The organism is Streptomyces sp. CHD11 (assembly GCF_018638295.1).
Lineage (GTDB): Bacteria > Actinomycetota > Actinomycetes > Streptomycetales > Streptomycetaceae > Streptomyces.
The window spans coordinates 1-12,694 of the sequence record NZ_JABTTS010000057.1 but is presented as its reverse complement, the minus strand read 5'-3'; the positions used below and the strand labels follow the sequence as shown (position 1 = coordinate 12,694).

Genomic DNA, 12,694 nt, shown 5'->3' with positions numbered 1-12,694 from the left:
CGGGGTCCACGACGGTGGCTCTCGACGGGCCAGGGCATTGGCGGCATCGGTACTGTCCAGCGCGGTCAGAACAGTCTCGAGACGCGTTCGTCCCCGGCGTGAACACCGGGGGCGCCGCCACGTTGTGCAGCCGCTCGTACCGGCGTTGCGGGGGGGGGGCGGATTGCCGTGAGTACCCCGCACCGATCGCCGGGGACGACCAGCGGTCCCGCCGGGGTGTGCCGCCTNCGGGGTCCACGACGGTGGCTCTCGACGGGCCAGGGCATTGGCGGCATCGGTACTGTCCAGCGCGGTCAGAACAGTCTCGAGACGCGTTCGTCCCCGGCGTGAACACCGGGGGCGCCGCCACGTTGTGCAGCCGCTCGTACCGGCGTTGCGGGGGGGGGCGGATTGCCGTGAGTACCCCGCACCGATCGCCGGGGACGACCAGCGGTCCCGCCGGGGTGTGCCGCCTTGGCGGTAGGGGCGGCACACCCCGGCGGGACGAAGGTCACCCGGCCCGTTCCTGTTCCTGTTCCTGTTCCTGTTCCTGTTCCTGCAGGTCCGTTGCGGGAGTGGGCGTGGCCATGCGCCAGGCCATGACCGCCCCGGCCACGAGCCCCACGGCGGCCAGCAGGGTGGCGATCAGGAACGGATCGAAGGAGTGCAGGGTCGGCGCGAACCCGATCCCGACGCAGACCGCCACCCCGGTCGCCCCGCCCAGCTGGTCAGCAGCGCGCTGGACACCCGAGGCGATCCCGGCGTCGTCCTCGGTGACGCCGCTGACCGCGAGGTACTGGAGCCCCACGATGCCGAACCCCATTCCGGCCGCGATCAGGAGCATGGCCGGGATCATCGCCGCCCCGCCTGCCCGCAGGGCCGAGACGAGCGCGATCGCGGCCATCGCGGCGGCGGTGAACCCGATGCCGGCCAGCACACACGCGCGTGCTCCCCAGCGGCCCAGCAGACGGGGCACGAGCATGGAGAACACGATCAGCGAGAGCGCCAGCGGCAGCATCGTCAGACCCGCGCCCATCGGACCGAGGCCCGACCGGTCCTGCAGGTAGAAGGTGAACAGCAGGAACGAGGTCGACAGCGCCCCGCTCAGCAGCATCGTGGTCAGGTTGGCCGCCACACGGGTGCGGTGGGCGAAGAAGCGCGGTGGCAGCAGCGGATTGCGCGAGCGTGCCTCGACCCGCACGAACGCGGCCCCGGCGGCCACCGCCCCGGCCAGCGCCGCAGGGGCCACCCATGCGGGCGTTCCGGGTTCGCCCGCCTCGACCACGCCGAAGGTGAACAGCAGCGGGCAGGCGGTCAGCAGCAGCGCGCCGGGAACGTCCAGCAGCGCGCCGGGAACGTCCAGCGGCGGGCCGTCCTGGGCCACGGGCCGGCCATCCTCGACCAGGAAGACCGCTGCCAGCAGCACGATCAGGATGAAGGGGACCGAGACCAGAAAGATCCACCGCCACCCCAGGTGAGCGGTGAGGAGTCCGGACAGCACGAATCCGAGCACCAGACCGCAGCTGGCCACCGCCGCCCACACGCTCAGGGCCCGCGACCGGCGCGGACCGTCGGGGAACAGCAGGACGATGGTGGCCATCGCGGCGGGCAGCGCGACGGCCTCACCGGCGCCCTGCAGCAGGCGTGCGACCACCAGCAGGGAAAACGTGGGCGCCAGGCCCGCCAGCAGGGACGCGGCGCCGAACAGGCCGGTGCCGAGCAGCAGCACGCGCCGCCGCCCGAGCAGGTCGCCCAGCCGGCCACCGAGCATCAGCATCCCGCCACCAGTGACCGTGTACCCGACCACGACCCAGGTCAGGGTGTGCCCGTCGACGTCGAAGCCGGCGCCGATCGAGGGCAGGGCGATGTTGACCACGGTCACGTCGACCGCGATGAAGAACTGCAGCATGGACATCGCGCACAGCACCAGCCATGCGCGTACGGGGGACGGGCTGTGCCCGCGTGAAGGAGGAATGCCTGGGAACATCGGGTGCTCCGTCGCTCAGAGGAAGCTCTGAGCAGCACGAACGTGCCGCTCCGGTGGGACCACGAAGCGGCTGGACGTCCAGGAGGAGTGTGAGTCGGACGTCCCGCCGCTAGCGGGACGTCCTGGTCACCGCGGCGCAAGCGGCCGCGCACGAAGCAGCAGACATGCCGTGAACGCTACCAGGGGGCGGACAGCCAGGTCAGGCACCTGCCTGACGCCTCATGCCGTCACTCGTGGGCCCGTTCGCCAGGGCTTCGGTCAGGCTCGACGGCGAAGGACGTGAGGCGATCGGCGAGCACGATGACCAGGTCGCGGAGTGCATCGGGCGCTCGATGACGAACGGCCGGCCGAGTGAGGCGAGTACCGGGGGCAGCCAGTCGAGCCGCTCCGCCCGCAGCTCGAGTCGAGTGCGGGGTCAGCCCGAGGAACTACCGCGGTTTCGAGTCACAACCCCCACCGGGCCCGGCCGTCCTCATCGTGGTCCAGCGCGAGCACGCGGCACGAAGGCGGGGCCGGCCGATACCGGCGGGCGCCGGGTGAGAAGACGATCACCTCTCGGGAAGGGACGCACCGTTCATGGTGCCGCACTGCCGAAAGCTGACTGGCCGGCCCCGCCCTTCCATGCTGATGCACAGGGGTTGTTGTTGCAACCACCTTGCAATAAGGGCCATGCTTGCCTCTGACGATCACCGCCTGGAAAGGGGCTGAGCCACATGGGCGCCTACGCGCTTCCGGACATGCCGTACGACTACTCCGCGCTCGCTCCGGCCATCACGCCGGAGATCCTGGAACTGCACCACGCCAAGCACCACGCCGCCTACGTCAAGGGCGCCAACGACACCCTGGAGCGGATCGCCGAGGTCCGCGACAAGGACCAGATCACCCCGACCGGCCTGGTCGGGCTGGAGAAGACCTTCGCCTTCAACCTCTCCGGCCACGTCCTGCACTCGATCTTCTGGCAGAACCTCTCCCCGGACGGCGGCGACCGCCCCGACGGAGCCCTGGCCACCGCCATCGACGAGCACCTCGGCGGCTTCGAGGCGTTCAGGAAGCAGCTCACCGTGGCCACCACGAGCGTCCAGGGATCCGGCTGGGGCGTGCTGGCCTGGGAGCCGCTGGGGCGCCGCCTGATCGTGGAACAGGTCTACGACCACCACGGCAACGTCGGCCGGGGCAGCGTCCCGCTGCTGGTCTTCGACGCCTGGGAGCACGCCTACTACCTGCAGTACAGGAACGTCCGCCCCGACTACGTCACCAAGCTCTGGGACCTGGTCAACTGGGAGGACGTCGCCGCCCGTTACACCGCCGCCGCCGGTGCCTGAAACCCGGTGAGCGCACCCTCACCGGTGGGCCGGGAAGCTCGGCTTCCCGGCCCCCCCCCCCCCACCCCGTTTCCCACCCCCGCACCTGATACCGCCGGCCGCGGTCGGCCGGCATCTCGACGCACTCGCCCGGCTCGCTCATGCCGCCTTCGCCCCCCGCCCATGGCACGCGACACCGGCCGACGTCACCCGCTCACTCGACCGGCTCACCCATGACACCCAGCACCCCGGGTTCATCCTCGTCCTGGCCCGCGACAGCGCAGGCCACCCGGCCGGATTCGCCTACGGGCGCCCCGCCTGCCACCTCGCCGCCCTGGCCGACCGGCCACCACCCCACGGCGTCGTGCCGTTCGAGCTGCGCGAACTGGCGGTCGCCCCGCGCGCCCGCGGACAAGGCCTGGGAGCCGCACTCCACGACACACTCACCGCCGCCACCCGGGCGTGCCCCCGCTGGCTCGTCACCCATCCCCACGCCGCACCGGCCCTGACGCTCTACCGGACCCGCGGCTGGCGAACAGCCGGATTGCTGACCCTTCCCAGCGGGCAGGCCCGCGTGCTGATGCACCGCTCCCGGTAGGGCGGCCGGCCACGCCCGGGTGGTACAGCAGCAGTACGGTCGCACAGGATCGTTCGCCGACCAGGCTTCCGGCGGGAAGCTGGATGGGGGGCACCGCAGGCGATGACGTACGGCGTCTCGCCAGCGCTGGAGCCGGGGCCGGTGTCAGGGGCGCGCGGTGGCGGTACGGCCGCCTGTGACGCGCAGGAGGTCGAGCTTTCCCTCGTCGCTGCTACCGGACGCCGTCGTGTAGGTGACCATGCGCAGGTCCGCGCCCGGAACGATCAGGACGTCGCAGTCGAGCAGGATGTCGCCGATCTCCGGATGCCGGATCGTCTTGCGGTCAGTGGTGTGCTGAGCGGCGGCTGTCTGCGTGGCCCAGCGATCGGCAAAGGCGTCGGATCCTGCCCGCAGTTCCTGTACGAGACGATCGAGCTGGGCGTCCGCGGGGTAGCGGGAGGCGGCGTCCTTGAGGTCGGCGACGATCGACGCCTCGAAGGCGTCCTGTCCGCGCTCGGACTGTAGGGGATACAGCGTGGCACGAGCGGCGCCGTTGCCGAACAGGGCGCGCGCGAGGTTGCGCTCGGCGGTCGGGAGCACGGAGGGGTCGCCGTGCAGTGCGCTCCACATGGAGTTCCACCACACCAGGGTCCAGTCAGCGGTGAACACCCCGATCGGGACGTCGCCCAGGCGCGCGGCCAGCCGCTGGATGCCCGGGGGCACATGGGTGCTGACCGTGCCGTCCTGCGGCGGCAGGAGCCCGGCGCTTCGGTACAGCTGGTCGCGCTCGGGCCGGGAGACCTGAAGGGCCCTGGAGAGGGCGCCGACGACCTGGGCCGAGGGATTCTTCGCGCGTGCCTGCTCCAGGCGCAGGACGTAGTCGACCGAGAGCCCGGCCAGCTGCGCGAGCTCCTCGCGGCGCAGTCCCGGGGCGCGACGGCCGGCCGTCGCGGTGAGGCCGGCGTCGGCCGGGGAGAGGCGGTCGCGCCAGGCGCGCAGGAGTGCGCCGAAGGTGGAGCGGGAGGCAGCCATGGATCCATTCTCGCCGCTCGGCACCCGGTGAGCCTGGGTACTGCCGGTCCTAGTGACGGGGACGGCACTGGTTGGCGGTGGGGCGAGCGGCGAATGTGGTGGTGCGCCCGGCCGGGCGCACATCGGCTGACCCGTACATTGGAGCCTCCCATGCAGCACACCGTCGTGATGACGGGCGCGAGCCGCGGCATCGGTCGCATCGCCGCAGAGCACATTCTGCGCCGGTCGCCCCACGTGCACCTCGTCGTCGTCACCCGCGGATCCTCCGGCGCACGCCTGGCCGCAGAGCTGAGCGCGGGCGGGCACACGGTCTCGCATGTCTCGGCGGACCTCGGCTCGCTGGGCAGCGTCCAGTCGGCTGCCGCCGAGATCCGCGAGCGGTTGGAGCGGGGTGGTCTGCCGCTGCTGCGCGGCTTCGTGGGCAACGCGGGCATGCAGTACACGAACGCGCTGACCAAGGGGCCCGACGGGTTCGAGTCGACCTTCACGGTCAACGTGCTCGCCAACCACCTGTTCGTCCGCCTGCTCCAGGACCGGTTCGTGGCTCCCGCCCGGATCGTGATCACCGCTAGCGACACCCATTTCGGTGACTTCAGGCACAACATGGGCATGGTGCCGGGTCCGGCATGGAAGTCCCCGGAGGTCCTCGCCCGTCCGGGCGCCTTCCCCAAGCCGGACACTGCGGTCGGCGGGCGTACCGCGTACTCCACGAGCAAGCTGGCCACGATCTATCTGGTTCACGAGTACGCGCGCCGACTGCCGGCCGGGATCGACTCCGTCGCCTACAACCCGGGATTCGTCCCCGGCACCGGCCTCGCCCGGAACGCAGGACCCATCTCCCGGTTCGCGATGCGCCGTGTCCTGCCGGTCATGACCCTCACCCCGTTCGCGACCAGCCGCGATGCCGCCGGGCGCTACCTCGCCGACGTCGTCCTCGGCACGACCAAGGCGCCGACCGGGTCCTACGTGGACCGCACTTATGCGGCCCGGTCGTCCGAGGAGTCCTACGACCCTCAGCGCGAAGGCGAACTCTGGGACACCGCCGAGCGGTTCACCGCAGCGTACGCTGCCTGAACTGTGGATCTCCGGACTCAGCCCGGAGCACGACGTGCGCACCCGAATGGTGAACGCCCTCACCCACCTGCTCGACGCGGCCAGCGCGGCCAGCACCGTCCGTGACGACTCACCGGCTCCGAAGCGGAGACGGCTGGAGACGGCTGGAGACGGCTGGAGACAGGAACGCGCGCCGGAGCGCGCGTGTGTGCGCCAGCGCACGTGCGTTGCTGGAGTTGTGCACTGGTACCGACCGACATTCCGGTGACAACGGGTGCGTACAGGTGTGCGCACGGTGAGGGCACGAAACGTCTGTACCGGGCTGGCGGTGTAGGTGCGGCGTACGGGAAGGATCGGCGCCGTCTCCTTGCCTGCCCGATTCGGTCTTATCGGGAGGTGGCGTGAGCGGCGGCGGGAATGTCGGTTTGCAGGCCCTGGCGGCGTACGTGAGCCGCCGTACCGCGACGCTCTACACCAGGGCCGCCGGGTCCTTGTCGGCTCCCTGGCCGCCCGCGCGGGCGGTCCCGCCGCTCCCGCGCGACGCGGACACGCCTACGGGGCCTGGTGTGCCGCATATACAGGCTCGTCCGGGCGAGCCGGGGCTGCGGCACGCGGTTTCCGCCTCTTCCCTTCTGGCGAGGGATGTCCTGTGGGCGGACCGGGGGACGGCTCTCCGGCCGTCCCGGATGGCCGCGAGACAGTCGGCCGTGCGGCCGTTGTCGGTGGTGGCGCGGGTGTACGGGTATCCGCCGGATCACAACGCCGGGTCGGAGTGGATGCTGCACTCGATGCTGCGGCCGCTGGCCGAGCGCGGCCACCGGGTGGAGGTCTGGCTGTCCCACCCCGGCAGGAGCGAGCGGCCCTATGAGATCGACGGTGTGCGCGTGGTGCCTTTTCAGGCCGGCATCGATTTCGTGGCCCGCGCCAGCCGCGCGGACGTGCTGGTGTCCCATTACGAGAACGTGCCCCTGGTGGCCGGCCTGGCCCGCGAGAGTCGCATCCCGGTCGTGGTGATCTGCCACGACAACTTCGACACCACCTTCCACACTGCGGCCGGCGCCGATCTCGTCGTCTACAACAGCCAGTGGGTCCGGCGGGACGGGGAGGTCTTCTACGCCCGCTACCCGGCCGAGTTCCTGCCCCGGCGGAGCATCGTGGTGCGCCCTCCGGTGATCGCGGACGAGTACCGCACCCGACCGGGCGAGTGCGCGACGTTGGTCAACCTCAATGCCGACAAGGGTGGAGAGCTGTTCTGGCAGATCGCCGCCTGGAGCCCGCAGTGGCGGTTCAGGGGAGTGCGCGGCGCCTATGGGGAGCAGGTGATGCCCCCGCCGCGGTTGCCGAACTGCGAGGTGGTCGACTCGGTGCCCGGACACCGGATGCGTGAGCACGTGTACAGCCAGGCACGGGTGGTGCTCATGCCGAGCCTGTACGAGTCGTGGGGGCGGGTCGCGGTGGAGGCGTTCGCCTCCGGCATCCCGGTGATCGCCCATCCCACCCCGGGGCTCGTGGAAGCCCTGGGCCAGGCCGGCATCTTCGCCTACCGCGACGATCCCACCGCATGGATCGACGCCCTGAACTCTTTACGGGATCCCAGTACTTGGGAGCGCGCCTCTCGCCGGGCCCGGGCCCGCTCCGACGAGCTGAGCGCCGCGTGCGATCTGGACCTGTGGTGCGAGGCCGTCGAATCGCTGGGTCGGCCCCGCCCCGACGGTCCTTCGCGCCAGCACATCACGGTTTCGGCCGGCGGTGTCCGTAAGGGCGGGGTCGGGACGGCCTTCGCAGGTGAGGCCCCTTCTCGTGACGGGTCACCCGCCGTCGGCCGGCCGCGGGCCTCCACCCTGCGCTGGGTGAGACGGATGTTCGACGCGCGCGGCAGACCGCTGCGCGCCGGCAGCAGACGGCCGGGGACGCCAGTGCCGTCGGCACCGGTGGACGCGCACATGGTCGCCGGGCCGGATCCGGGCGAGAAGACCTCTGGAGGCACCCGAGGTGGTGCTGCCGCAGCCCGGCACACCGCCACCGACGACGCCGGCTCGCGAGGGAAGGACGCTGTGCCATGACCACCGCCACGTCAGGACAACAGCGGCGGCGGTCCAACGTCCGGGTGAGGCACAGCATTTTGGTGCACCAGAAAACCCCCGGCCGCGGCATCTGATGGGCCGTCGTCGAGCACCGGCAGGAACTCGCGGGCACGACGACAAACGCGTCCGGCGTGCCATCGGCACGCGTGCCGATCTCGAAACAGGCGAAAGGAGGCAAACCCCGGGGACTGTCACCTCCCGCGGTGCATGCGGCCGGTGTCCCTGACGGAACCCGCCCGATGCAACCGACCACGACCACAGCCGAAGATCTCAAGGAAAGGACAGCAACATGGCCACGGAGACCATCGCTCCCGTATCCGCCTCAGCGGGGGCCGTCGAGCCCTCCACAGCTCCCATGGCGGTCGAGAGCCCGGCCATCGGGCACCGCATCCAGCGGTTCAATTACACCGGCGCAGTGCAGAAGTTCATCGTCCCGCCCGGTGTCAGCAAGATCGACGCCCGTTGCTGGGGTGGCGGCGGCAGGGGCTGGGGAGGCGGAGGGGGCGGGTTCGCTGCCGGGGACATCGCGGTCCAGCCGGGGGAGACCTTGCTGGTCGTCGTCGACATGGGAGGAGGATCGGGCGCCGGGGGTATGAGCGGCCTGTACAGCCAGCGGCTGGGAGAGCCACTTCTGATCGCCGGAGGCGGTGGTGAGGGCTGGAATAACGTTGCGGGTGGGGCAGGTGGCGGCACGCATGGCTCGGACGGAACGGTGGTGACGAGAGACCGCTCGTGGACAGCGGCGAGGGGGGCCTCGGGGACCACTGGCGGCGAGGGCGCGATCAACCGCAACGCAGGGGACATGGCGGGCCAAGGCGGTAGCACCGGCCACAGAGGCAGCTCCAGCTTCAGACTGCGGGCTGGGGGCAAGGTGCCGATCCCGGGCATGGGCGGAGGCGGCGGCGGAGGCGACACCTCCGGCGGCGCAGGCTGGGCGGGCGGAGGCGGCGGCCTCGTCATCGGAAGCCGATTTCAGTGCGGTGGAGCTGGGGGCAGCAGTTTCGTGCAAGGCCCCGGCGTCACCAACGGGCGCACCCTGCCCGGTGCGGGCACGCGGTCGGGTGGCAAAGGCGACCCCCTCTACCACACTGGCATCGGCGACGCCAACGGCCGCGGACAAGTGGTGTTGCAGTGGACGGACTCCACCGTCACACCAGGCGGACCGCCCGACCAACAGCTCACGCAGGGCGGCGATAAGGCGGCATATCCCGGAGTCCGCGTTACATCGACCATTGCACTGGGGCCGCTGACGGTGACGGTCACCCTGCCCCCTGACCGTCACCTGCTCTGGGGCACACAGGCCCAGGCCGACTACCAGCTGACCGTGGAGCACCCCGACAAGACACGCGTCCCGTTTGCCGGAGCGTTGTCCGGTGACGGTGGCTCGCTCACCTTCACCGACGTCAACCTGCAACTGCCCGGCACCACGCTCATGTGGGTGGGGGTGAGCGCCGACCACGACTCTCCGATCGGCTCCACCCACCTGACTTTCGACGTCTCAGGAAAGACGTCGCCCTCCACACGGATCGTCGTCAACCCGGCCCTCACCGTCTCACCGAGCGGCGACCCGGTGATCCTGCAAAGGGGCGGGGAAGAAAAGTACCCCGGCGTCAAGGTGGGCAACAACGGATCCCGCAACGTGCCCCTGCAGACGATCAGCGTAGTACTCCCCCAGGCAGGGCTCCGCTTCGGCGGGCCGCATGGGCCCGACCACCAGCTGACCGTCATGACCAACGGCGACACCCGCGTCTACATGGGGACGATCTCCGCCGACGGAAGCACCCTGACCTTCACAGACGTCGATCTGGCCGTCGGCACCGCTGAAACCGTCATGTGGGTCTGCGTCAGTGCCACCGAGGACGCACTCACCGGCCCCACCAACGTCGCCTTCACCGTGGGCAACCAGGCCTCCCCCTCCACCATGATGACCGTCACCTGACGAGCCGGGTTCCTCCCCTCCAGCAGGACACGCTGCGCCGAACCCGTCGGCGGCACAGGTACAGGTGACGGGCGACGACGCCGATGAGGCGACCGCCGCGCTGGAGGCCCAGCGCTCGAGCGTGCCCGCACCGCCCTCACCGCACGAAGCCCGACCCAGCTCGGCAACCGCGGTCCGCGCCGGCGCCCGAGCCGCTGCCCGCTCGGGCCCGGTCACCGTGGAGCGCGTCGGCCAGCCCGCCCCCTGCCGGCGCGAACTCACCCGACCGGTCGCGGTGTGAGCGGCAGGGGCGGGCTGGCCGACGCGCTACGCCGCCGCGGACGCCCCCGAAGCCGCGCGTCGCAAGGCCGCGCCGGCAGCGTCCCCCCGTCGCTGCACTGGCGCGGCCCTATCGATTCCGCAGCTGCACCCGGCTACGCGACCGGGTGCGCGTCCAGCGGAGCCATCCGACGCCGGCAGTAGGGGTGCCGTGGACGTTGTTCCCCTGTGAGCAGGTTCGAGGTGGCCCAGGGCAACCGGACGGCGAGGTCGTCGCCGAGCCGCCACAGCTGGTTGTCCCACCGTCCCCTTCAGGCCTGCCCTCCCCCGAGCACCCTGGGGGGCACACACCGTCGCAACGGTCCCCGCTTCACCCGGGAACTGGCGACAGTTGAACAGGCGAGCCCACCAGTACCGAGGGCCGTGCCTCTCCCCCAGGACGTCCGGCGCTCCGGGCCAGGCCGTTCCGCGGACAGTCGCCGCCGGCCGGCTCGTGAAGGGATGTCACTGAAACGTTGAAACAGAACCGATCAATGGTTGATAGTTAAAGCTCCGTCCCATCAGATCCCTGACAGGAAGGAACCACCACTCCGTGAAAACCCGACCCACAACACTGGCGCTGGGCGCCTTGGCCGCCGTCGCGGTGAGCATCGCGCTCCCGGCAGCCCCCGCGTTCGCCACCGAGGAGATCGACTGCGGCACCGGCACGGATTCCGTGAAGGTGACGTACCTGGAGAACGGCACGGAGCACACCCGCTGCTGGACCGGCCCCGGCGACGTCCCGCTCAGCCAGAGCGGTGTCACTTCCTTCTCCTCCGGCGCCCACGAAGTGGTCGTCTTCTGGAGGACGAACTTCGGATGGGACGTCGAGGTGCTCCCGCCCCACACGTCGGCCCCCTTCACCGGCGCCGACACCTACCACGTCTACGGCTTCCACGTCAGGTAACCGCTGACGGCGCCCCACGGCACCGGTACGGGTGAGAGCCGCCTTCCAGGCGTGGCACAGGACCGTCGGAGCACGCACGGCGCGCGACCGTCCTGTGCCACGGCCGGGGAGGAACCGCTGAGCCGTCACCCCTCAACGCACGGTGATGACCGGCTTGCCCGCGGTACGGCCCGTCCCCGCCAGGACGTGGGCCCGGGCCCCTTCCAGTACTTCGACTCCTCGGCAGCCCTCCTGGCCACCATCACGGAGGAGGCCTTCAGGCGCTCCAACGAGGCACTCGCCCGCGCCCTGGCCACCGCGAACGGCCCACTGGAACGCGTCGAGGCGTTCTTCGGGGAAAGCCTCCGCCTGGGCGCCGAAGGCGCACACCGGCCCGCCGTCGCCCTCATGAACGCCGGCCTTCCTCCGGCCTGCCAGCAGCGGCTGATGGAACTCCACCTGGACCAGGTCGAACCGTTCCGCGCCGCCGTCCGGGAGCTCGGCGCTCCTGAGCCCGCGCTCACGGCCGACCTGATCGCCGGAATGCTGCACACCGCCCTGGCCGCCGTCGAGAACGGCACCCCCCTCGATACGGTCACCCAGCGCACCCTCGCACTCGTGCGCCGCTGCCTCACCCCGGCCGGCAGCACCGTCCGCGCCCCGGAGGAAGGGGGCTGAAGCCCTCATACCGCCGGAACACCTCGGCCGGCCGCGGCCCGGCACGCCTTTGCCGGTGCCTGCTCGCTGTCGGCCGCATTCCTGTCGCGCAGAATCCGCAGGCCACCGGGCAGGTCGGGAAGCCGGAAGGAGTACCGGGCGGTGGGGGCGGTTGTGGGTGCCTCGGGGACTTTATGTTGCCCGGTTGGGGTTACCCCTTCGATAGGATACCTGCGGGGGTATCGCGAAGGAGTGTGGGCTGTGGAACTGGCGATGGCGGCTGAGGAACTGAAGACAGTGGTCAACCGACTGCGCCGGGCGCAGGGCCAGATAGCCGGTGTGATCAAGATGATCGAGGAGGGGCGGGACTGCGAGGAGGTGGTCACGCAACTCGCGGCGGCGTCTCGGGCTTTGGACAAGGCGGGTTTCGCGATCATCGCCACGGGACTGCAGCACTGCCTGACCGATAGCGACATGGCTGCCTCCGGTGACCGGGAGCAGATGCGGGCCCGGCTGGAGAAGCTGTTCCTTTCTCTGGCGTGACCCGTGGTACGCGCCACCCCATCACCGAGAGCCCGCCGGGTTGACCGGCGGGCTGGAGGCGACGGTGGCCTGTACTCCAGACGCCGGCACGGTGGCCAGGGGACAGCGAGCGATCCTGCTCGCCCGGGTAGGGGATATGGACCCGAGCGGGTGCCCTAGGTGTATTGCCCTGTGAGGTTGGGGACGCGGCTGGCGGGTGGTTGGCCCTTGAGCGCGGTGTGTCCGCGGTGGTGATTGTAGGTGTGCAGCCAGCCGGGGAACGCTTCGCGTCGTTCGGTCTCCGAGCGGTAGGGGCGGGCGTAGGCCCATTCGTCGAGCAGGGTGCGGTTGAAGCGTTCGACCTTGCCGTTGGTCTGCGG

General features: G+C 70.9%; 10 protein-coding genes and 2 pseudogenes. 8 read left to right on the top strand and 4 right to left on the bottom strand.

Going from position 1 to position 12,694, the window contains the following annotated elements:
* Positions 1–490 precede the first annotated feature (490 nt).
* Both HTV45_RS32745 and HTV45_RS34680 read right to left on the bottom strand, forming a co-directional pair.
* Positions 491–1,894, bottom strand: a complete 1,404-nt coding sequence (locus tag HTV45_RS32745; RefSeq protein ID WP_215209536.1) for an MFS transporter — start codon at positions 1,892–1,894, stop codon at positions 491–493.
* Positions 1,895–2,193: 299 nt separating this feature from the next.
* Positions 2,194–2,372 (bottom strand): annotated as a pseudogene (locus tag HTV45_RS34680) (transcriptional regulator); the annotation flags it as partial.
* Between the two features lie 307 nt (positions 2,373–2,679).
* Between HTV45_RS34680 and HTV45_RS32740 the strand changes: the two are divergent.
* Both HTV45_RS32740 and HTV45_RS32735 read left to right on the top strand, forming a co-directional pair.
* Positions 2,680–3,288, top strand: coding sequence for a superoxide dismutase (locus HTV45_RS32740; protein WP_215209535.1), 609 nt, complete (start codon positions 2,680–2,682; stop codon positions 3,286–3,288).
* 85 nt (positions 3,289–3,373) lie between these two features.
* Positions 3,374–3,865, top strand: coding sequence for a GNAT family N-acetyltransferase (locus HTV45_RS32735; protein WP_215209537.1), 492 nt, complete (start codon positions 3,374–3,376; stop codon positions 3,863–3,865).
* A 144-nt stretch (positions 3,866–4,009) separates the two neighbouring features.
* Here the strand turns inward: HTV45_RS32735 and HTV45_RS32730 are convergent, their stop codons facing one another.
* Positions 4,010–4,876: a helix-turn-helix domain-containing protein gene (locus HTV45_RS32730; protein WP_215209534.1), complete on the bottom strand. Its 867-nt coding sequence runs from the start codon at positions 4,874–4,876 to the stop codon at positions 4,010–4,012.
* Positions 4,877–5,026: 150 nt separating this feature from the next.
* On the opposite strand from HTV45_RS32730, the gene HTV45_RS32725 reads away from it, so the two are divergent.
* From HTV45_RS32725 to HTV45_RS32700, 6 genes and pseudogenes are all read left to right on the top strand, one after another.
* Complete coding sequence (locus HTV45_RS32725) at positions 5,027–5,950, top strand: SDR family NAD(P)-dependent oxidoreductase (RefSeq protein WP_215209533.1); 924 nt, start codon at positions 5,027–5,029, stop codon at positions 5,948–5,950.
* 665 nt (positions 5,951–6,615) lie between these two features.
* Positions 6,616–7,992, top strand: a complete 1,377-nt coding sequence (locus tag HTV45_RS32720; protein WP_308309815.1) for a glycosyltransferase family 4 protein — start codon at positions 6,616–6,618, stop codon at positions 7,990–7,992.
* 376 nt (positions 7,993–8,368) lie between these two features.
* On the top strand, positions 8,369–9,952 hold the full coding sequence (locus HTV45_RS32715; RefSeq protein WP_215209532.1) for a hypothetical protein: 1,584 nt from the start codon (positions 8,369–8,371) through the stop codon (positions 9,950–9,952).
* Positions 9,953–10,802: 850 nt separating this feature from the next.
* Entirely contained in the window at positions 10,803–11,156 is a 354-nt protein-coding gene (locus HTV45_RS32710) for a hypothetical protein (protein ID WP_215209531.1), read from the top strand.
* A gap of 201 nt (positions 11,157–11,357) precedes the next feature.
* Positions 11,358–11,813 (top strand): annotated as a pseudogene (locus HTV45_RS32705) (TetR/AcrR family transcriptional regulator); the annotation flags it as partial.
* A 240-nt stretch (positions 11,814–12,053) separates the two neighbouring features.
* Positions 12,054–12,335, top strand: coding sequence for a metal-sensitive transcriptional regulator (locus HTV45_RS32700; RefSeq protein ID WP_215209530.1), 282 nt, complete (start codon positions 12,054–12,056; stop codon positions 12,333–12,335).
* A 155-nt stretch (positions 12,336–12,490) separates the two neighbouring features.
* Here the strand turns inward: HTV45_RS32700 and HTV45_RS32695 are convergent.
* Positions 12,491–12,694 (bottom strand): integrase core domain-containing protein (locus tag HTV45_RS32695; RefSeq protein ID WP_215209494.1); only part of this gene is annotated, 204 nt, incomplete at its 5' end.